At 59.6% G+C, this 23,459-nt stretch carries 5 protein-coding genes; 1 reads left to right on the forward strand and 4 read right to left on the reverse strand.

The window, feature by feature from the left end:
• Positions 1-18: 18 nt before the first annotated feature.
• The gene (locus H9S92_RS08930) at positions 19-1,569 is read right to left on the reverse strand and encodes a bifunctional metallophosphatase/5'-nucleotidase (protein WP_246463755.1); all 1,551 of its coding nucleotides are present in this window, start codon (positions 1,567-1,569) and stop codon (positions 19-21) included.
• Between the two features lie 282 nt (positions 1,570-1,851).
• Complete coding sequence (locus H9S92_RS08935) at positions 1,852-4,980, reverse strand: PD40 domain-containing protein (protein WP_187466369.1); 3,129 nt, start codon at positions 4,978-4,980, stop codon at positions 1,852-1,854.
• 374 nt (positions 4,981-5,354) lie between these two features.
• Between H9S92_RS08935 and H9S92_RS08940 the strand changes: the two genes are divergently transcribed.
• Positions 5,355-7,133: a glycoside hydrolase family 15 protein gene (locus H9S92_RS08940; RefSeq protein ID WP_187466370.1), complete on the forward strand. Its 1,779-nt coding sequence runs from the start codon at positions 5,355-5,357 to the stop codon at positions 7,131-7,133.
• A 55-nt stretch (positions 7,134-7,188) separates the two neighbouring features.
• Here H9S92_RS08940 and H9S92_RS08945 read toward each other — a convergent pair whose 3' ends face one another.
• Together H9S92_RS08945 and H9S92_RS08950 are read right to left on the reverse strand one after the other, a co-directional pair.
• Complete coding sequence (locus tag H9S92_RS08945) at positions 7,189-14,328, reverse strand: T9SS type A sorting domain-containing protein (RefSeq protein ID WP_187466371.1); 7,140 nt, start codon at positions 14,326-14,328, stop codon at positions 7,189-7,191.
• 394 nt (positions 14,329-14,722) lie between these two features.
• A partial coding sequence (locus H9S92_RS08950; protein ID WP_187466372.1) for an SdrD B-like domain-containing protein occupies positions 14,723-23,459 on the reverse strand: 8,737 nt, incomplete at its 5' end.

The raw sequence follows: 23,459 nt of genomic DNA on the forward strand, positions 1-23,459 counted from the left end.
CAGGCCCCTACCTCACGTTTAGTAAGTCCCTAGTTCTTGCATGTGGTAAATGACGATGTCGCGTAAGTCGTTGCGCAGGGTTTGGGTACCAACGGTAAGCGTCTTGGCCGGGTTGCCTTGGTAGTAGCCCTTGAGGAAGTCCAGGTTGGCTTCCTTGCCCTGGGCCATAAACTCGGGCATGACGACGGAGTAGGTCTTGGTCGGGTCAATGGCCTGGCCGCTGAGCGCAAAGGTCTCGGGGTCAGCATTGCGTTGTTGGAGGTAGCCCCCGTCTCCGTAGTTGGTTTTCAGGCCCGTTTGCAGGAGTTGCGTGACGGCGCTGCCCGGCATTTGCAGGGTGACGAAGTTGCCACCGTAGGGGAAAGTCCGCAGCACGTCGTATTCGGTCACGATGTTGAAGAGGTTGTCGTCGAGCCGCATGGAGCCGGAGTTGAGGACGTAGAGGTCGGCCCCGGGCAGCGCTTTGGCAATGGCTTCCATCGTCAGTTGCCCGTAGTTAGTGGCGCTGGTGCGGATGAGTTCTTCCTTACAGACGAGGGGTTCGGTGAGTTGCAGGACTTCTTTGGTGGGGTCATAGCCCATGTCTTCCATGAGTGAAAATACCTGGTTGACCCACTTATCCACCACGGCTTTGGTACCTGGCTCATCGGCAATGTTCTGGTCGATCTTGCGCAGCGTGGAGCTGAGAACGCTCCGCCGGCTGACCGGGTCGTAACTGATGCGGTGGATATAAACGGTTTTGGCGTTGGCATCCGCCTTGGTGATGGCCGTCTGGTCTACGTAGCGGCTCAGCTTGGCGTGCTCGTGCCCACCGATGAACAGGGGCACTCCGGGGACGGCCGCCGCCAGGGCTTCGTCTTCCTCAACGCTCTGGTGGGTGATGGCCAGTACCAGATCACTCGCAGCTTCTACCTGAGGAAGGGTTTTACGGAAGGCATCCGTCGCGTCGGCGTAGCGAACGTAGTCGGCCTTATTGAATGGCAACACCACCCCCACAATACCCACGCGCAACTTTCGCCCATCCGCCGCCGCCACTTCGTGCACGAGGTATTCCGGGACCGCCTGCCCATTTTGCGCAAAGGGCCGGGCATTACCTCCTTCCGTAACCGCCAGCGCATTGCAAACGGTATAGCGGAAGGTGCTTTGGTCCATTCTTTTTTCGAGCAGCGCCAGGTCTTTGAGGTCAAATTCGTGGTTGCCGAAAGTGGCGTAGTCAAGGCCCATGGCATTGAGGGTTTCGACCATCTGCAGGCCGGCAATCCGCTCCCGCTCACCGGCGTCGTTGGTGTAGCTCATCGTCCCCAGGAAAGAAGGGCTCAGGAAATCGCCCGCCATGACAGTGATTACGTTCGGGTTTTCCCGCAGCAGTTCCTGGCGCACCGTAGCGACGCGGGCCAACCCACCCGCCGTACCGCCCTCCAGCGGAGCGATCTCGTAGACGTCGTTGAGCTGTAAGACGATGAACTCCACCGGAGCAGATGGTGCCGGGGCCACCGCCTGGGGCACCGAACAAGACCAAAAGCCCAGGCTAAGGAACAAGGAAAATAAAGCGGCAATGAGCAGGCGCATAAGAAAGAGCTTGAAGAGGAATAAGCAAGGTAAAACAAGTTGCCTGGATGACGCAAAAAAGGAGCCCATTCCACAAACTGCTCCCCTGAAATAAAAAGGCAGACCCGGCCAATATTGACCAGGTCTGCAATCATAACACACTAAAAACACCCATTAATTCTTGGTTGGTGCAGCACCGGGGAAGGTCTGACTTGCCTTGCTCCCCGTCCTTTCTCCCCCCCTCGGGGGGTCGGGGGGGAGCACCTGCGGCCGCGCCCGGATGATGCTACGCCAATGGCCCGGTTACCAGCCGGGCTGGAGATTGAGGCCAAAACTCCACCCCGCATTTTTCAGCAAGGGCCGCGCCAGGTAAGGCTCGATGACGATCTGCCCGAAGACGTTGATGCGGGTGCTGACGCCCGCCGTGAAGATCGGCCTGACGCCAGCGGAGGCAATAAACGGCTCGCCAGTGGTGGGGTCGATGAGCGGGTTGCCATCGCGGTCGAGCGTAAAGGTGGGCCCGCCGAACTGGCTGAAGTCCGTAAAGGCCGCGCCGCCGTCGACGAAGACGTTGAGGTCGGAGAAGAGCAGCTTGGAGCCAATCAGGGCCAGCGGCTTCGGCCCGGTGAAGGGTATCCGGACTTCCAGATTGGCCACCAAAAGTTTGCTGCCAATGAGCTCGTTGACGTTGCGCCCGTTCTCGGCCAGCTGGTTGAGTACGTCGTTGCCCGTCAGGCCCCGCATGTACCAGGGGCTGCCGATGTAAAGCGGAAAAAGGTCGTTGCCGTTGCCCCCGTAGCGCCCCTGGTGCATGGCGCGGAAGGCGAGCGCACCCTTGCCAAACCAGAGGTATTTGCGGTAGTCTGCCGTCACGGAAGTGAACTGAAACTCGCCCAGGTACTGGTCTACCCCCAGCCGGTAACGGTAACCATTGATGGGAGAGGTAAGCCCAAAATTGGCCGCGTCGCCCACGAGGGCCAGGCCCGCCGTGCCGAGCGTGAAGGCATCGCCCTCCAGGTCTTCCCGGCGCTCGGGCCGGAAGTTTCCGTTCAGCTGACGCCCCGTCAGCGGGTCGAAGTAGCGCGGGTATTCATCCACCCGGTTGTTGTAGTAGCTGCCGCTCAAGGATGCCTCCACGCGCAGTTTCGTACTGATCGGGAGCTGGGCAAAGGCCCCAAGCTGGTTTTGGTACAGCCGGTTGATGAGGTAGGGGGCATTGCCCACCTCAATAAACTGATCTTCGTTGATCGGGAGTTGCTCCAGGCGGGGGGCCAGCGCCTGAAAGCTGCGGAAGGGTACCCGGCCACCACTGACCCCGTACTGGATGCGGTGCTTGCGGTTGATCCAGCCCACGCTGCCACCAAAATCGGTCAGCTCGCCGTTGAGCATGGCCGTGCCGAATAGTTGGTTATCGCCCAGGACGTCGCTGAAAATGGCCTGAACGCCACCGACTGCCCCGACGTTGGTGCCGAAGATCGGGTTTGTCCCCACACCCGCCCCGGCCGATCCGGTGATGTAATCGAGCTTAAACTTGGGGGCGTAGGCTACTTCCTGTACCTGCTCCGAGGAAATCACTTCCTCCTGCTGCATGTTTTCCAGCAGCTGATCCACTACCCGCGGCGCTTGCTTGTTGAGGCGGGGCAACCGGGCCGGGCTGAGGTCTACACTATCGATCGGGACGACCTTACCCTCCAGTCGATCGGTGAGGGCCGCGTGAATACGGTAGCCCTGCTGGCTGAAGTAGCTATACACCAGGCGCTGGTTGCGGCGGTCGATGCTCATCGCTGGCGCAAAGTGGGTAATGCCCGAGACGCCGGTGATGAGATCCGTCACTTGCTCCACCGTACCCCGTGCAAGGTCGTAGCGGTAAATGTTGCGGAAGCCGTCGCGGTTGCTCAAAAAGTAGAGCTTGCCGTCGGGGCCTTCCACGGGGTTGAGGTTGTCAGCGCCGGGGAAAACGGGCAGGTCTTCGCTTTGGCCACTGACGAGGTCGTAGGTCGCCAGGTTAAAGCGCAGGGCACCGTGGGGGCGCTCCCGGCGCAGCATAGCCTGGCGGTCGGTGGCGTAGTAGATGGTTTGTCCGTCGGCACTCCAGGCGGGATGGGTTTCGCTGTAGGCATCGTTGGTCAGGCGGGTAACCCGGCCGCTGCGCACGTCGATGGAAAAAAGGTCCGAATGCCCCTCCACCTGGCCAGCCACTACGATGGACTTACCATTGGGCGACCACGCCGGTGAGGAAAAGGCGGGGACGCCTTCGGGAACGATGGAACGCTCGGATTTGCCCTTCTCGACGTCGGCAATGATCAGCACGTTGCGGCCTTTGGCCACGGCGGTGTAGGCAAATTGCTTGCTGTCGGGCGACCACGTACCGCTGTTCTCGACGTAACTCAACTCGTCCACGTGGCCCGATGCACTGGTGGTGCGGATTTTGCGGATGGTCTCCCCCGTCCGGGCGTCGGCCAGAAAAAGGTCGATGCTGAACAGATCGCGTTCCGAGAGGTAAATCAGGTACTGCCCGTTGGGGCTGATGGCCGGGGCGATGTTGATCTTGCCGCTGCCGGAGTCTTTGGAGACGAGTTCTTTGCCGATGTTGCGGTCCGTTTTGGCGTCGCCAACGTAGGGTTCGTAGGTTTTCCGCAGGGCACCTTCCCAGAGTTCGTTGAGTTGCTTGAGGGTCATGCCCAACACCAGGGGAGTGGATTTTTCCAGGCCCAGTTTAGCAGTAGCGCGGAAGTAAGGAGCAATGACGTCGTCCCCCTTCAGCCCGGTCACGAAGGCCCAGAAGGCCTGTCCGTAGCGGTAGGGGAAGTATTTACTGCTGCTGAGGTCTTTAAGGCTGGGTACGTCGTCGTGGAGCACCGCGTCGCGCATCCACATGGCCGTGAAGGGGTCTACGGAGCCGATGCTGAGGTACTCGGCCAGTCCTTCCACCATCCACAGGGGCAGGTTCTGCAAGTCTTGCAGCTTGGTGCCGTCTCCGCGGATGATCATGTTGTACTGGAAGGCGTGGACCAACTCGTGGCCGAGCACGTGGTGGGTTTGCTGATTGGTGGCGGCCACGGGCATCACCACGCGGTTTTTAAAAGCCTCCGTTACCCCACCCGTGCCGGTGCTGATGGTTCCGCTGATGGCATTGGTCTGTTGGAAATCGGGGTGGTTGGCGTAGATGATCAGGGGATTGCGGAATGGAATGGTATCCCGCAGCACGCGTTGGTGCACGCGGTACCACTCTTCGCTGTCGTTGAGCAGGTTTTGCAGCCACTCTTCATTTTGTACGTAGGTGTAGAGTTCAAAATGAGGCGAATGGTAGACTTCAAAATCGAAGTTTTCGTAGTGGGGCTTATTCCGGCCAAAGCCCCCCGTTTGGGCGGGCAACACCGCAGGCAATGCCAGCAACAGCAGCGCTATCCAGGAGATGTTTCTAGTTTTCATGTTTGTTTGCACTCAAAATCGTTCGTGAGAAAAGGTACGGGGGGAAGACCGTACATTCCCATAACACCACAGCGGGGAAGCCCCCCTAAAGCAACAGTTTTAAGGAAAAGTTATCGTTTTCCTCCTTTTTCAAACGCAATTGGGGAACAAATCAGTTCGCGTCCGGGGGGAGATTTTACGGAGCGATGACCGGATTTTGCCCCATCAGCGCCTTCCATTGGGCGCGGCCGCAGGTGCCGGGTAAGGACAGGGAGCAGAGGACGGAGCCCGTCGAAGCCATAAAAAACGCCTGGGCAGTCAACCATTCGCCCCTCATTTTATTTGGCTTCTGCAGCTTCCTGCATAATGCCCAGCCGCCCACCCATTTTTCGCCCATGCGCTATCTCCCCATTGAAGACCACGCCGTCATCGGCAACCTCCACACCGCCGCCCTGGTGAACCTGCACGGCAGTATTGATTTTTTGTGTTTGCCGCGCTTTGATTGCCCGACCGTCTTCGCCCGCATCCTCGATGCGGAGCAAGGGGGCTTCTTTTCATTTACGCCCGCCGACAAAGACACGCGCTATAAACAACTCTATCTCCCCGACACCAACATCCTCGTGACGCGCTTCCTTTCTGCGGATGGCATTGCGGAGCTGACGGACTTCATGCCCATTGCGGAAACGGCACATGACTTTTCCATCTACCGCCGCTTAAAAGGCGTGTATGGCCACCACCGCATCGACGTACAAATTCAACCCCGCTTCGACTACGCGCGCCAGGGGTGCCGGGCCGAGTTGGCCCCCGATGGTAATGGTTACCTGCTGCACGACCCCGCCGGCGAACAACCCAGCCTGCAGTTGTACACCAGGGCCAAACTGGAGATCAGCTCCTCCGGGCTCTCCGGGGTCATCGACCTGGCACCTGGCCAGGACCTGGATTTCATCCTCACCTTCGCCAACGGAAATTCCTCCAGCCCGGGTTGGGAAAGCGCCTTCAATCACTGCCGCCACTACTGGGAAAAATGGTCGGCCAAATGTACTTACCGGGGGCGCTGGCGCGATCCCGTCATCCGCTCCGCCCTGGCGCTCAAGCTGCTCACCTCCATCCACTACGGCAGCACCGTTGCTGCGGCCACCTTCGGGCTTCCCGAGGCCCTCGGCGGAGAACGGAACTGGGATTATCGCTTCACCTGGATCCGCGATGCAGCCTTCACCATGTACGCCTTTCTGCGCTTAGGCTATACCGAAGAAGCGGAACACTTTATGGACTGGATCCGCGAACGCTGCGTCGACTCCCTGCAACTGATGTACGGCGTCGATGGCCGTAAAGACCTGGAAGAAATGGCGCTGGATCATCTGGAAGGCTACGCCCAAAGCCAACCGGTCCGCATCGGCAACGCCGCCTACAACCAGCGGCAGATGGACATCTACGGGGAGCTGATCGATACCATTTACCTGTACAACCAATCCGGCGGCAGCATCACCATCGATTTTTGGAAGGACATCGTCAAGTTGGTGGAATACGTCATTGCGCACTGGCGGGATAAGGACCACGGCATCTGGGAGGTCCGCAGTGGCGAACAACGCTTTCTACACTCTGCCGTCTGCTCCTGGGTGGCGATTGACCGGGCGCTCAAGATTGCCGAAGCCCGCAGCCTCCCCGCTCCCCTGGAACGCTGGCGAAAGCAACGCGACGAACTCTACCACGAGATTTACGAAGACTTCTGGAACGAGGAAGTGGGGGCATATACCCAGTTTCTGGGCAGTGATACCGTTGACGCCAGTGCCCTCCTGATGCCGTTGCTGCGTTTCGTTTCCAGCAAAGAACCCCGCTGGCTGGCCACCTTCGCCAAGATCGAAGAAAAGCTGCTGGCCGATGTCCTCGTCTTCCGCTACAAACTGGAACACGGGGCCGAGGACGGGCTGGAGGGTGAGGAGAGTTCCTTCACCATCTGCTCGTTCTGGTACGTCGAATGCCTGGCGCGCATTGGCCGCTTAGACGAGGCCACCGTGGCCATGCAAAAGCTGCTCGGCTACGCCAACCACGTGGGCTTATTCAGCGAAGAAATCGGCATCCACGGAGAGCAATTGGGCAATTTCCCCCAGGCTTTTTCCCACCTGAGCCTCATCTCTGCGGCCGTCCAGATCGAAAAAAAGCGTCCATCGCACTGAAGCAAAAGTCCCCCGGGGCAGCGCAGTGTTTAACGCCACCCCAGGGTTGGGTTGTTTACTGCACCAATAGTTTGCCCGTGGCGGCTCCCGCAGCGGTGCGGACCGTGTAGAGGTAAACGCCGGCGGGCCAGTTGGTGGCATCGACGTTCAGCCAGTGTTCACCGGCGGCAAGGCGTGGCGCAACGCGGTAGATGTTGCGGCCGCTGAGATCGGTTATCGTCAGGCGAATGGCCTGCTCCTGCGGCAGGTACACGCCGATGCGGGTGGTGGTGCGCACGGGGTTGGGCAGTACGCCGAGGAGGGTCTCCACGGGGGCCATGTCCTCGGCGGAGCCACCGCTGGCGGAAGGTTCGGGGGAAGTCGGGGCCGCCCAGCTCAGGTAGAGCGGATGGGCGCTGAGATCGGCCTGGTACACTGCATCCCGGAAGGCTGCGTCATCCACCAGGCGGAGGAAATCGCGGAGTTGGCCAGTAGTGTGGGCGCGGAATTCCAGCGTCATCACTTCGTCCGTCGTCAGGGGCTGGGCCCAGTTGAAGCGCAGGGAGCGGTCCAGGCGCAGGGCGTTGCGGCGGGGGTCAAGGTCGTGGCTCGTCATACCCAGGTATTCCAGAGCGCCCTTGTTCCAGAAGAGTTCGGCTTGGCCGCCAGCGTAGGCAGCGGCGTCGGCCAGGCGGAGGGCAACGGTGAAGGTCTCGCCGGCGCGGAAGGCATGGTCTTCGAGCGAAAGACTGCGCGGGCGGGCGGCCCGGCCTGCACTGCTCGTCGTTCCTTGCACCGCACCTGCGTCCGCGCCCAGACTTTCGTCCAGGTCACCGAGACGGACCCCAATGAAGTCGTGATCGAAAGCGCATTCCGTGATGGCTGGCAAGAGGATCTCCTCCGCCACCGGGTTGGGCTCCTGCCATTTGGCTTCCACGAAGCGCCAGGGGGAACCGCTGGGGTAAAGGTTTTCGCGGCCCAGGATGAGGGCCTGGAGGTGAAGCATATCGAGGCCGCTGATGTTGCCGTCGCGGTTCAGGTCGGCGGCCAGGCGCAGGTAGCTGCTGCCAAGCGTGTCGTACCCGTGCAGGTAGCGTTGCAGCAAAATCAAGTCGCTGGTGGAAAGGCCCTCCCGCGGATCAAAGTCTTTGCTGGCCCGCAATACGTAGTCGCGCCCGGCCACCAGGCCCAGCTGGTAGCTGCCGAAGCGGTTGGTCACCGAAGCCCCTACCCCATCGCCGGGCGTAATGCGCACCCCTTCCATCGGCTGGCCGCGGTAGGTGTGGACGCTGCCGTTGACGGTAACGTTATCCAGCACGCCACAGTCGTTGCACACCAGATTAGGGTCCTGGAGGCGCACCCGCACTACGCAACGGCGCCAGTTACGGCCGCCTACGGTACCGTCGGGCTGCACGGCGAAAGGGTTAAAGGCCTCGTCCCATACGTACACTTCCAGGTCCACCTGGTAACGGTCCTCGCAGTCGAGGAAAAGGCTGGTTTGCTCAATGTTGTAGGGTTCCCCCACGCGGTTGAGCGAGAAACTCAGTTCGCCGCTGCAATCCTGGAAGTTGCACCGGGCCAGGTCCACAGCCTCCACCAAAACGGCGGCCTCCTCCACAATGCCGTCACCGTCAATGTCGCCTTCCTCCAGCAAGGGCTGGAGATTGTAGATGCGGTCCGCACGACAAACCAGGGCGGGCACGTAGCAATCGTAGACCGTAAAAATGCGCTCCGTTGTGGTGCTGTTGCCGCAGTCGTCGGTTACGGTAATGATGTAGCGGTGGGTGCCCAGTGGCAGGTTGAGGGTATAGCTGTAGTTCGGGAAGCTTCCCGTCAGGGTGCCCGTCTGGGCGCTCGTGGCCTCAATCGTGCCCGTGTTGCCGAAGTCTATGCCAATCAGTACCTGCCCTTCGGCGACCTGGCAGGCGTCGTCGACCCAGATGCCGACGGTGACGGCCTTGCGGCAAAACACGGTATCGGCGCAGATGGTATCGAACATGGTCAGGGTCAAAACCGGTGCAACGGTGTCCACAATTTTGATCCGCTGGCTGTAGACGTAGCGTCCGCCCGCCTGGCCCGTTACCTGCCGCCAGTAGCCAGCGGGGTTGGGCGCGCCGCAGCTGCTGCCCCGCGCTGCGGCCAGCGGGAAGTTGTTGTTGCTCAGGCTATCCGCATCAACAAAAATGCCTTCGGGGGTACGCACCAGCCAGGTGTCCGCGTCACCTTCGGTCCCGTCGCAATCTTCGTCGCGTCCGATGCGGATGGGCTCCGAGATGCCGTCCCATTCACACCAGTTGGTAATTACGTAGTTGCGCTGCAGGTAGCGGCATTCGTCTCCCGTAACGGGCAAGGCAATGTCCACAAAACTCAGGGTAATGGAGTCACAGCCCGCGCCGCGCACCAGTACCGTGTCTACCAGGTCGGTACAATCCGTCACGGCATCCTTGGGCAGGCGAATGGCGTAGGCCAGGCTGGGCGTGACGAAAATATCCTGAATGAAAACACCCGCGCTGTGGTTGCCGTGTTGGTCTACGGCCCGGAAACGCCGGCGGATGCGCTCTGGGGCGCAGCTGCTACCCGTCACCAGAGGAGCGAGTTCAATGGCTTGTGCCGAACAGTTGTCCACCACATCGGGCATCCCGAAGAGGAGGCGAAGCTGCACCGTATCGTAGGCGCTGAAGTTATTGGGCAGGTCGTCGCAACTGATGCTGACGCTTTCCAGGCCCGTACAGTAGGGCTCGGTATTGTCGCGTACGGTGACCACCGAAGTACACAAGTTTTGCAGGCCGGCTGCGTCCGTCACCCGGATCTGGGCGGCCAGGTCGAGGCCAACGTCTTCGCAATCAAAGAGCAAGCGCTCGGTCCAGGCAGACCAGCCGAGGCTGTCGCCGTGGGCCGTGGCATAAATCACGCGGCGGCGCATTTCACGCAGGACGATGCCGCAGTTGTCGTAACTCCCCTGATTGATCACCTGGAAAGGCACCAAGATGGTACCGCTGCCGGGCACGGAGAGGTTGACGGTGCTTTTACAGACGGCTACGGGCTCGGTGAGGTCGGCCACCCGCAGGCGGCAGTAGCGGGCTTCGATCGTTTCGCTGGCGTGGGTCCCGCTGTAGCGGATCAGGTATTCGCCGGGGGGCACTTCCCGCACTACGCGGTCGTCACCGTCGGCCAGGGTGAGCACCAGCACAGTGTCTCCGTTGGCGGCCAGGCGCAGGAATTCGGTCCGGAAAACCCAGTCCGTAGAGTCACAAACGTTGAAAATTTCGGGGCGGGGAATGGTGATCTCGGCGAAACAATCGAACTGCCCCACCCGCCAGAGCATGATGTCCTCTTCCACAATCGGGCAGTAGTGGTTGCTGATGGGGCAACTGAAAAACGGGATGCCATTGCTTTCCAGCTTCAGTAGTTGGGTATAAGTGGCCGTGGCGTTGCGGCATTCGTCCACGACGGTCCAGGTGCGGCGGATGTCGGTCCCGCCGTCCTCCCGCAGCGTAGCCACGTCGGTGTAACTGGTACGGAGGTTGTCCAGCCGCTCCGCATCCAGTGCTACCGCCCGGCCCGCCCGGTACACGAAGGGGAAGCCCGTGTAGCCTGGCGTGGGGTGGGTATTGGGCAGCATCGGGAACGTTTCCCCGCAACCGAAGCGCAATTGGCTTTCGGGCCAGGAAATGTCGGCCAGCGCCAGGGCGCGGAAGTCGATGTGCTGGGTGCAGAGGGCATCCACCACCGTATCGGCAACGGCGAGTTGGAAGGTGCGGACAATCAGGGCGCTGTCGCAGGTGCCGTGTAAGGTGTCGGAGAAGCTCAAGTCCGGGAGCCCACAGAGGCTATCGAGCTGGGGCTGACCAAATATTGCGAGGGAAGTTGCCTGATCGAGGAAAAGCCCGGCCTCCGGCGTGAGCAGGTCGTAAGTGGCCTGGATATTCCGGAAAGTAACGACCGGAGCAATGACGTTGGGCTGATCAATCAGCAGAGGCTCCCGATCGGCCGAAAGGATGAGCCAGCGGAAATCGCCCACCTGCCCTACCCTGCGGCTGCTTGTGGTAAGGGCGTAAACATTCTGGGGCCGCAAGACCACCGAGAAGCGCTGCTGGAGCACCAGCCCCTGCGGAACGAGGCTATCCGGCAGCGTAGGCAAAGACCAGGGGTTGGTGGGGTTGGCAAAGACGGGACCGTCGTTGGTCAGGTTACAGCAGTCGGGCATGGCCTCGGCGGGCTGGCTAAAGACGGCGCCCCGCAAGTCGCTACCCTCCGGGCCATAGAGGTAGAAGCTGAACAGGCGGGGGGCCGCATCGAGGCTGTCCGTTCTGCGCAGGGAGTATCTTTCGAGGTAGCGTTGGCCGGCATCCCGCGTTTCGTCGCCCATCCAACAGACTTCTTCTGCGCCGGAGACCACCCGGCTGCCCGACGTGAGGGTTCCCCCGAAACTTTGCAAGCTGGCGGGATGGCCGATCTGGGCCAAGTTGGCCGGACAAACTACTGCGATGCCGGGAGAAGTTACCGTCACCGAAGCGGTGCAATCCGCCAGGTTGCTGTCTTCTACCGTCAGCGTAAGGGTGGCTCCTCCGGGGTTCAGGGTGGCCACCCGGGTGTATTCGCCAAAGTTGCCAACCTGTCCATCGCTGGTGCGCCAGCTGGTTGCGCCGGGATTTTGGGACTCCACCAGGAGTTCAACGAAGAGGGCTGCCCCGTCATCGCCTTCATCACAGGTCACGATGGCGTCGGCAATGCGGATGCCGCAGGCTGAGGAACAGCCAGCCGACAGGTCATCAATCGGGTACTCCAAGGAGCAGCTGTTGTTGCCGAGATCGACGATGCGGAGCAGATAATCGCTGGTAGCCGTCGGGAAAGGCCCGAGGGAATAAGACTGCCCATAGAGATAGGCTCCGTTGCCATTTACCTGGTAGCCGACCGAAGGGGTATTCTCCCCCATCACCAGCAGGTTGAAGGTGTACGTATCGTCGGAAGGGTCGAAGGGCGTGCCGTTGTCGCTGCACAGCAGGTTCTCCACCGCAGGCATCAACAGGCATTCGTTGGAACAGCTCAAGGGTGGCTGAACGGTAGTGGCCCAGCCGCAGGATGCGTCGGCGGAATCCGTAAAGCGGAGGTTCAGGGGGCCGTCGGCAATCAGGTAGGGTCCGAAAGTCACCGGCACCCCGTAGTGGCCACGCTCGCCGCGGTTGTTGACCCACTCGTTGCTCAGGTTAATGCCGTCCACGATCAGGGTGAAGGTGAAACTGTCGTCGGCGGGGTCGGTCAGGGTACCATTGTTTTGGCAAGCCGTCTCGAGGATGTTGATGGTGGTAATCGCACAACCATCGCTGCACGCGGGCGGCGCGGGGATGGTGACACTCTCCGTACAACAGTCGGCAATGAGGTCGGTTGCCGTAAAAGTGGCGTTGCCGTCCATAATGAAGAAGGGCCCGATTTCAATGACCTCTCCGTAGTTTCTGGCGATGCCGTTGTAGAGGTAGCCGTTGCTGAGGTCTCCATCGACGCGGATCTGGGCGAAAAAGACATCATCGCTGGGGTCGGTATCCGTTCCGCCGTCCTGACAGGTTACCCCGATCACGTTGACGTTCAGGGTGCAGACGTAATCCATCAGCGTAAAGCTGCCACTGCTGGCGCAGCCGAAAACGTCGACCACCACTACGGTATACATTCCCGTAGCCTCCGCAGTAATGCTGGTTTGGTCGTTGCCGTCGTTGATGGGGCCAGCCGGCCCGGTCCAGCGGATGGAAGCCACTTCGCTGTCGGAAGAATAATTCAGGCGGAGCACCACTGGATCGCCGGGGCAATGCTCCGTTGGCCCCTGGATCATGGCAATATTCAGGGGAATGTTGAAAGCAGCCGTAGCGCGTACGGAAGCATACCACCAGGTATTCAGCGTATTGCGGTCGCCGTAGCCGGTGGTTTCACTGTCGTCAATGGTACAATCATCTGCGGCATTGGCGTCGAAGTTCGTCCAGGTGCGGCAGTTGCCGGTGCGGCAAGCGCAGCCGTCGAGCACCTGCTTAGGTGCTCCCGTACCAGACTCTTCGGGGATATTGATGTCATCGTAAAACAGCGGGGTGGTCGCATCCTGGTTACAGAGCGGGCGTACGGGCGTTACGCAAAAGCCGTTGCGCATCAGTTCACCGTCGTAGAGAGCCCAGTGCTGTACCCCTTGGGTGTACTCTACGAGGATGTCGACAATGGCTCCCTGGTTGGGGCGTTCCCCGTTGGCTAAGCGTCCGTCCCAGGGGATGCAGGCACTCAAGTCGCTTCCGGCTTGAAAACTGTATACCAGAATCCGGTCGGTGGAAGGGTCGTAGACCCCGTTACCGTTAAAGTCAAGGGTAATTTCTACCTGCCCGGGGAGGGTGACGGAAACGGGTATGCAGAAGGTATTATCGGCCTGGCAGCGCAGTCCGCTGTTTACTGCCACGTTTCCGCATTGCCCATCGGGGAAAAGATCGGCATCGGGTGCCTCCAGAAAGATAAGGTGTTCGGCGGCATTTGCCGTTGCGTTGGCATTGGCAATTGAACGGCGGTCCAGGGCCAGGTTGCCGGATTCGCCGGGGCCCGTGCGGTTAAAGGCGAGGTTGAAGGAGAGAGGCTGAAAGCCAGAGTCTCTAAAGTCAATCCGCGTCACGAAGCCATCAGCGGTATAAGAGTAAAACACGGTACTCAACTCCGCCCCGAAAGCACATTCGGGCAATTGAGGGTCGAGTTCCGGCACCCGGAAAGCCCAGTTTTTCGAGTAAATCCGTCCGCTTTTCACCTCCCCGTTGTTGGCGATGGTGATGTCCCAAAGGCCGATGTAGCGGGCGCGGGTAGGGCTCGTTTGGTCGAATTCGATAAAGTACTCTCCCGCCGCCGGTGCAACAAAAGTCGAGGAAGCATTCGTGGGGTAGCCGCCCGCTTGCAACACTGCCGGGCCCAGCTCCGCCTGCTCGAAGGTGGCGAGGTTTTCGCTGTTGGCATTCACCGTGATCGGCCCGAACACGATCGAGCCATCCGCAGCACTCCTTACCCGGTATTTGTACTGCCCGAAACTTTCGGGCGTGCCATCGCTGCGGAAAAGACGGGACATTCCGAAATAGACCGTCTCCCCTGCTTCGGCTATCCGGAAGTTGAGGCGGCTGTTTTCCGGTCCGTTGTAACTGGCGAAGTTGCCAAAGGTGTTGTCACCCACGAACAGCAAAACAGGATCCCCGTTTGCCGTGCGCAAATTGGGGGTTCCTTCTGCTTTTACGAATACTGAGGAGCACAGGATCGCGAATACAAGGCCTGTAAGGACCAGGAGCCTAGGGTCGAAATAACGCATAATACAATGTTGTTCAAGTGTAGCAAAACCAAAAGACCTCCGGGGTTTCAGGGGCGATCGGTAAATCGCCTGACTGCCCGGATGGCGCAAAAAATATTCATGGTACGCAGATACGAAGTGTGGAGGGGTACTCCGGCATTCGCTTGTCTCTCAAAATTCTACAGTGTGTATTATTCTCTTACGATAGCCCTAGTCAGAATTCACGGATCGAAGGTAGGTATAAATTCAAACATGTAAAAGGGAGAACGGTAAATTTCTACCGTTCTCCCTTAAATACTCTCCATTCAAGAAGAAAAAACTACCGCTTTCCTGATTTTATCATGCTGCGGGTGCGCTTTTCTCCCTGGAAATCAAGCGTGTAAATAATCGTTCCGGCGCTGAAGCGATCACCGTTCAGTTTGACGGTGTTTGCGCCAGCGGCGAAGTCGCGGACGATCGTCTGCACCAGTTTACCATTTACGTCGTACAGGCTCAGCGTAGCACGGCCAGCTTCTGGCAGGCGGAAGCTGATCGTGGTGTAATCAATGAAGGGATTGGGGAAGTTGGGCCCAAGCTCCATTGCTGCGTCGGGGGCTTGCTCGTTGCCGGCAACGAACGGCACGGTTTGTTGTGCCGGGAAAGCCAGGGAAAGGTTCATCAGCTGACGGTCCTCCCTGCGGTAGCCTTCGCTGAAGGTCGGGCTATCGCTCAGGCGGAACAGTTCACTCGTCCGGCCACTGCGCAAGACACGCAGTTGGAGCGTAAACAATACCGCCTCGCCGTCCGTGGGTACTTCCGGCTGCAACCAGTTGGCGGTAACCTGGCCCCGGTTCAGGGCGTGTAGGCCAAGACGTTCTGCACCGATGAGTCCTGGTTTTACCCCTTCGACGTTGGCGATCGCCCCGTCTACCTCAAGGGTAAACTGGAAGCCCGCCATCCGCTGAAGGTCGCGCATCCGCACCGGAAGCTCGAAGCGCTCGCCTCCGCGGAGGTAGAGCTCTTCGATTTCCAGTAATTGGGTAGCATTTGCGCTGCGACCACGCGTACCGTTCAGGATGATGCCCGTGGAAGTTTCCACGAATACCGATCCGTTCAGGTCCCCTAGCTTGATTCCGATGAAATCATGGCCCAGGGCGCAGGCCGTCAGGTTGGTCAGTTGGATTTCCTGCGGTGCACCAGCGGCGCGGGACAGTTCGGCACCCATCGCTTCGAGGTAAGCCTTGGGTACAAAGCGCCAGGTCACGTTGTCCGCCAGAACATTGTCACGGCCGAGTACGATGGCACGCATCATGGTCCGGTCAACAATGGTCAGGGTACCGTCGCCGTTGAGGTCGGCGGCAATGAAGCGTACCGGGTCGGTAATCTCCTCAATGCCGAGCAGGTGGCGCTGGAGGATCAACTCATCCAGGGTAGATACGCCGTTGCTGGCTACGTCTGCCTTGTAAGGTTCGATCGTGTAGTCACCTGCCTGCAGACCGGAGAAAACGTACTTACCGGCATCGTCGGTGTAGGCAAAGTCGAGCGCCGTACCGGACAGCTCCACTTCTACGCCGGGCAGTACCACACCATTTGCGGTGGTGAACTCACCGCCCAGGTTGAGGGTACCGTCGGCATTGCAGTCACTGCACAGTTCGTCGGGGTCCTGTACCAACACTTCCACTACGCACATCTTCCAGTTCGGTCCGCCCACGCTTCCATCGGGCTGGACGGCGTCGGGGTTGAAGGCGCTGTCCCACATGTAAACTTCTACATCTACCGTGTAACGGTCATCGCAGGTCAACAGAAGCGTAGTACTGTCAACGTTGGGCGTTGCGCCGATCCGGTTGACGGAGAAGCGCAGCGGTCCGCTGCAATCTTCAATGTCGCAGCTGGCCAGGCGGCCCGCGTCAATCAAGACACCAACGTCAACGGTCTGGCCATCTTCGGTCATTACCGGTCTTGCGAGCTCGGTAAGGTTGGCGATGAGGCCACTGTAGCAGGTGGGGTCAGGGATGGAGCAGTCCACAATCTCGAACGGTATGGAAGCCGCCACGGAGTTGTTGCAGCCATCGATGTAGCGCAGCATCAGGTTGTGGCTACCAATTGGCAGTTGCGCTTCGATGAAGTAGTTCGGGAAGCTGCCTTGTACGGCCACCGCATTGGGCAGACGCATTTCGGGCGCACCGTCCCGGCCCAGGTCAACGAGCACCAGCCAGTTGGAGCCAGCTGCGGTACACTCTCCAGTGACCGTAACCGGGATGCGGATGGTCGTTTCACAATCAGCCTCTTCGGTAGCGCAGAAGCGTTCCTCCGCTTCAAACACGAGCGTGGGGCGCGTGCGGTCTACGATGGCAATGCGCTGGGTGTAAATCCAGCCGCCCGTAGTGGCCACCGAACGGAGGTAACCCGCAGGGTTGGTCGCTCCGTCACACTCGGTACCCCGGGTGCCCGCCGCAGGAATCGCGTTGGTAAAGGCCGTATCCACGTCAATGTACGTAAAGTCGGGGTTGACAATAGCGTAGAAAACGGACTCGCCTTCTTCACCGTCGCAATCTTCGTCGCGGCTGATCCGAACCAGGGTATCTACCGCCGGATCGAAGGTGCAGTTATTGATGATCGTGTAGGTGCGTTCGATGACCAGGCATGCTTCACCATCAGCCGGAGTTACCGCCACTACGGAGTCGCGGAAACTTACGCTGAGGTCAGCACATCCCACTCCGAGGATTTCCAGCCCTTGGTCAATGTCCAAACACTCCGTCAGGGTGTCTTTTGGCAGGACAATCGTGTAGGCCAGGTCAGCCGTAATCGTAATCACCTGCGTGAACTCCTGAGCACTGACGTTGCCGATCTGGTCAACGGCCAACCAGCGGCGGATGATCCGTCCGGCACCGCCGCACTCGTCGATGTCCACAATCGGAGCCAGTTCAATGGAGCTGGCCGCACAGTTGTCAATCACTACGGGCTTACCGAAGGCCGCTTCCAGGCTCAACGTATCCGTGGGGTCGAAGTCAAGCGGAAGATCACGGCAGCTCAGGACGAGATCCTCAAGACCCGTACAGTAAGGCAGCGTATTGTCTACCACCGATGCTTCGGTCGTACAGATGTTGGCATTACCGGCGGCATCGACTACCCGCAGCTGCAGGACTACAATGCTGCCCGCGTCGTTGCAATCCACTTCCGCGTAGCGCTCCCAGGCCGTCCAGATCGGCGTGACCAGTGAATCTCCCGTGATGGGGTCAACGTGAAGCAGGCGACGTACCAGGATGCTGTCCAGGCCGCAGTTGTCGTAACTGCCCAGGTCAATCATCTGGCTGTAGATCCGGGCGATGCCGTATCCGCCAACGCTGACGTTGATGTGGCTGATGCAGATGGCAGCGGGCTCCTGGGTGTCGGCAACGCGGATGATGCATTCCGTAACACCGGCGTTTCCACAGTCGTCGGTTACCGTGTAACGGATCGTGTAGTCGCCCGCACCCAGCGTGAGGTTGCGGCCATCGCCGTCGGCGATGGTAGCGACTACCGTACCGCTGCCGTCGATGACCTCACTGAGGATGGTCCAGCTGTTGGAGCAAGCGTCCGTGACGTCGGGCAGCGGCAACTCGAAGTTCGCTACACAGTCGTAAGGATCCATCGGGAAGAGCATGATGTCTTCCTCCAGAACCGGGCAGTAGTGGTTGCTGATGGGGCAACTGACCACCGGTGCGCTGAAGTCTCCCGTACGGATAATCTGCGTCCCGGAAAGCGTCTCGTTGCGGCAAACATCGGTAGCCGTCCAGATCCGGAAGATGGTTCTGGTACCACTGCAAGTCTGCTCGATGGAATCGCGGTAAGCTACCCGGAGGGTACCACAGAAACTTCCGTCAATCGTCGTTGCATCACCAAAAGCGGTGGTGATGGTCGGCAGACCCGTTACGGAGGTGGCCGGGTTACCGTTGGCGTCTTCGGGGAAGGCAGGGCCCTCACAGTCGAAGTCAATCGTCTCCGTCGGGAAGACTACGTCGGTAACCAGCGGCTTACGCACGGTAATCAACTGGATGTCGGTGACCGTTTGGCCGCTACAGCTGGTGGCCGTAAACGTCCGCTCAATCACTACGTCATCACAATCATCGGCTCCGTCGTTGCCAGGGCCGCCGCTCAGGTAAACGTCCGTGAAGGTGACGCTTTCCACTCCACATCCGGCGGTGGTAGCGCTTCCCGTCAGGGACAGGCTGCTTTCACGACCGAAGATTTGGTCGCCGTCAGAGCAGATCAGGTCACGACCTTCCACCATGTCCGTGTCAGCCGGAGCCTCGATGGTAATGGCAGTCGGATTGACCGTAATGGTATCTGAGCATTCGACATTGTCTTCGTCACTGAAGATGATGACGAGGGCTTCACAGAGTTCCTCCACAACGATGGTGGTGGGCACGCCGTAGCCGCCCGTCAGGCCGGTGTTGGAGACCCAGCCTTCCAGGGACGCGAGTCCGGGGTTGCTCACCGTTACCACGATGGTGTGGGTACCATCCTCGTTGCAAACGGGGCCGGAAGTCAGGGTGGCCGTCAGGTCACAGATCGGCGTATCCGGGCAGTTGTCGGGGACCGTTACTTCGATCACGTCCGTACAGTTGGCATCCGCAGCGTCCACAAAGGTCAGTACGAGGTTAGGCGTTCCAGTGGGGAAAGTCAGTACCACGTCTTCGCCGTACGCACCGCTCAGGTCCGTTCCTGCAATGATCCAGCCAGCACCGGTATTATCACCCGTAACGTTGACGGTAACGGTGAAGAAGTCATCGCTGCCATCCAGCGGGGTGCCGTTTTGCTCACAGGGCGTCTGGCGAACCAGCGTTGCAGCAAGGTCACACGGGCTACACGTTGCGGGAGCCACCAGGGTCACTTCATCGAAGCAAGCCGTTGGTTGCTGCATATCACGGAAGATCAGGTTCACGTCACCTCCGCTGATGGGGAAGGTAAATGTCCGGACGGAGTCGGCGCTGTTGAACAGTCCGATGACCATGCCAAGGCCCGGTACATCCACCATGTAACCTGCTCCACCTTCCTGGCTACGGATGGCCAGGGTGACGGTAAAGGTGTCATCACCAGGATCAGCGGTGCCGTTGTCGTCACAAACATTGCTCAGTTCGACCACGTCGAGGCGGCAAGTCGTGCAGGGGCCAGGGGCTTGTCCGAAGAAAGCGCCTACGTTTTCACACGTCGGGTCGTCGGGGATGATCCTTCCGCTGACGTTGGAGTTGGCGGGGATCGGGCCGAAGCGGCTCATCTGTCCAAATACCCCACGGGCGTTGGGCAGACCGGCTGGCGTGAGGAACTCAACGGTGTAGCCACCGCTGACGCCCGTAGCCATCAGCGTGAAGTCATAAGTGTCGTCTGCACCGTTGTTGGGCGTGCCATTGTCGTCACAGATCACTTCATCGATCACGATCATCAGGTCACACTCCTCGTTGGAGCAGGGAGCGGGCAGGGTGATGAGCGTATCCACGCGGCAGTAGAAAGTAGCCGCGTCTTCAATCCGGAAGTTGGTCTGCGTGCGGAGGTTGCCTTCAGCATCGTAGAGGGGCAGCGGTCCGAAGGTGTAGGTGTTGCCGAAGATCGGACCTACGCCTACGATGGGACCGGTACGGGTGGTGCCCTCGCGGACAATCCATCCCTCGTCGCTGTTGTTGAAACCTACCCGGTTGGCGGTGGCAACGATGTAGAATACGTCGTCACCGGCGAAGGTTGGCGTACCGTTGTCGTCGCAGTAGATGTCGAGGATCTCACCGTCGATGTCACAGTCTTCAGAACAGGTCTCTCCGGGAGCAATAACCGTCAGGCTGGCCGAACAATCGCCGGTACCGTCGAAGTCCTCCACGTTGATCGTGTAGCTTCCGTTGATGGGGTCGCTGAAGGGGCCGAAGGTGAACAAACCGAAGGAGTTCACACCGGCAACACCGGGCGCATCGGATACCCAGCGCGTTACGTTGCTATTACCGCTTACGCGGACAGTAACAAACCAGACGTCATCGCGCGGATCGTTCTCGGTACCGTTCGGGAAACAGTAGGGATCACCCACCAGTTCCAGCGAGATGATACAACGCTCAGAACATTCCAGAACGTTGGGCGACACGAGGAAGTCGAGCACCACCCGGCAGGTGAAGCTGGCGTCATCGCGCACCGTAATCTGCAGACGGCCGTTGGCGTCAAGGTCGGCAGCGGTGAATGGTCCGATCTGGTCATTTTCCGCACCGTAGAAGCCAGTTCCTACGGCAACACCAGCACGGTTGTAAGCCGTCCAGGAGTCTCCAGCGGCGTTGACTTCGTTGGCCGTGATGCCGACGAAGAAGACGTCGTCCGTAGGATCACCGTCCGTTCCGTTGTCGAAACAGTAAGGTGAAGTGGTGAGCGAAGCCGTAATGCGACACTGGTCAGAACAGGGGCGCGTGGGGGTAACTTCCACCGTAGCGCCACAGGTAGCGTCGTTGCGATCGGAGAAGGTGATGGTCACCACCTCAATGTTTTGGCCGATCTGAACCACTGGCAGCCTGAAGGTGAAAGGAACACCTACCGTACCAACGATGGGGTTACCATTTACATCAGCCAGGTTGCTCCGCCAGGTGCCGGAGGGGCTGGTGCCACTGACGAGGACCGTCACGGTGTAGAAGTCATCCGCAGGCTGGGTCGGCGTACCGTTGTTGTTACACACTGGCGCCACCGTTACCGTAGCCGTAAGTTCACAGATTACTTCGGGGACAATACCCGCATCCAGATCGAGGTAAGACTGGCCGGCAACCAAAGTCACCGTCTCGGTCATCCCGTTCATGGTGGGGTCCGCATCGCTGTCCAGGCTTTCCACTGCACCTGCGTTCGCGCCCGTCCATTCAAAGCCCGCAGGCAGAACGAACTGGACACTGTAGGTGCCGGGGGCCAGACCGCCGAAGAGGTAACCGCCCTGGTCGTTGGTGGTGGTGGTTGCAATCACCACGCCCGCAGCGTCCTTGAGGTTCACTGTCACGCCTTCTACTCCGGGTTCATCCATATTCTGGATGCCGTTGCCGTTTTCATCGAGCCAGACAAAGTCACCAATACTGGCCGGTTCACAATCGTCAGAGATGGAAATGTCGAAGCCTTCAAAGCGGTAGCTTACACACTCCATCGGATCATCGGGGGTGAAGACCGCGATGAATTCAAAGGCACCGACGCCCAAGGCGGCGGGATCGATGTTGGTCGGGTCTACTTCGATCGTGTCATTCGTAGCGACATTGACGATGTAGCTGCGCAGCGTTCCGGGCAGGCCCATGAACTGGCTGACGTCAATGGCAATCGGTGCAAGATCATCGAAGAGACAGAATTCATCGGATAAGCCCACAATCTCGATCGTCGGGTAGTTGCACATATTAGAGATCATCAACTGGTCCCCGTTGAGGTTCTCAACGGTCACCGTGTAGCCGATCTCGTCGCGGTGTAGGAAGCCGTAGACGAACTTACCGGGCTCGACCTGCGGGATAATCGTTCCGATGGGAACGAGGGTCTGTACGGCAGGCGGTGCGGGGCTGTTCAGGGTGAACATGCCTGTTTGGGCCACGATCCGCCATACGTCACCGGGGATGCCGATGATTTCGATAACGTCACCAAAGCGGCCGTCAGTGGCCGTAGTAGCGTCGTTCTGGCAGATACAGGGGTCGGTAATTCCTCCGGTGGCCGTGCGGACGAATCCGATGTCCCACGTAAGGTCACACTCTCCTGCCTCCAGGGTGATGATGTCGGAAATTGCCGTCGGAAGGATGTCGCTATCCAGGCTATCGAGGCCCACGTTGGCCGTGGTTACGGTGTAGGGGTTGCCTTCCGCCGGAACGGGGAGCCCGTCGGAAGTGATGTAATAGTTACCCGGTGCCAAGCCCTCGAAGAGGTAGTTGCCCAAGTCGTCAGTAGTATCGTCGGCGACAAACTGTCCACCTGCGGTGTACAACTCAACAACCAAGCCAACTACTGGCAGTTCGGACTCGTCCTGGATACCATCTTGATCCGCATCGTACCAGACGAAGTTACCAATTTTACCACAGGCTTCTGGGTCGGCAACCACGTTGGCGGACGCTACAAACTGACAGCCCGCTTCCGCGTCGCTCACCGTTACCGAGTAAGTGCCGGGCGCCAGGTTGGTCGCCGTTGCCGTGGTTTGGCCATCGCTCCACAGGTAGCTGTAGGTTCCAGCGGGTTGCGGTACTACCGTCAGTACACCAGCAGCACCGGAGGCAGGACAGATCGTATCGTTGACGATGCTGGCCGTTAGCGCGGACGCAGGTGCAATGAGGAAGAACGTTTCAGCAGTGCAAGCATTAGCGTCGGTAACGGTTACGAAGTAGGTACCCGCCAGGAGATTGGTACGGTCTGCGACGTTATCGTTGCCGGGCAAGTCTTGCCAGTTGTAAGTGTAGGGAGCTGTGCCGCCCGTGGCCGTTACGTCGATTTCACCGCCCACCGTTTCATTACACTCCAGTTCGGTGGTAATACCAGTGATGGCCAGTGCCTCCGCAGGCTCGTTGACCGTGCCCGTAGCGATTTCCGTACAGCCATTGGCGTCGGTTACCGTCACCGTGTAGGTGCCTGCGGCCAGACTGGTGGCCGTGGCCGTCGTCTGTCCGTTGCTCCACAGGTAGGAGTAGTCGGGGGTGCCGCCGGTGACAACTACCGTCAGCGTACCGTCCGTGTCTCCGTTGCAGAGCACGTCCGTGTCAGCGATGGTAGCTTCCAGGTCCGTAGACTCTTCCACTTCGAAGGTCGCTTCGATCGTACAGTCGTTGGCGTCGGTTACCGTCACGGAGTAGATGCCGGCGGTCAGACCCGTCAGGTCTTCGGTCGTGGCACCGTTGCTCCACAGGTAAGTGTAGCCGGGGGTGCCGCCGCCGACCGTGATGTTGATCGCGCCGGTAGCGTCGCCGTTGCACTCAACGTCGGTTTCCATACCCGTCAGGGTCAGTTCCGTGGGTTCGTTGACCGTGCCGGTGGCGATTTCCGTACAGCCGTTGGCGTCGGTAACCGTTACCGTGTAGATGCCCGCAGCCAGGCCCGTGGCCGTAGCCGTCGTCTGTCCGTTGCTCCACAGG

Source organism: Neolewinella lacunae (assembly GCF_014349155.1).
GTDB classification, from domain to species: domain Bacteria; phylum Bacteroidota; class Bacteroidia; order Chitinophagales; family Saprospiraceae; genus Neolewinella; species Neolewinella lacunae.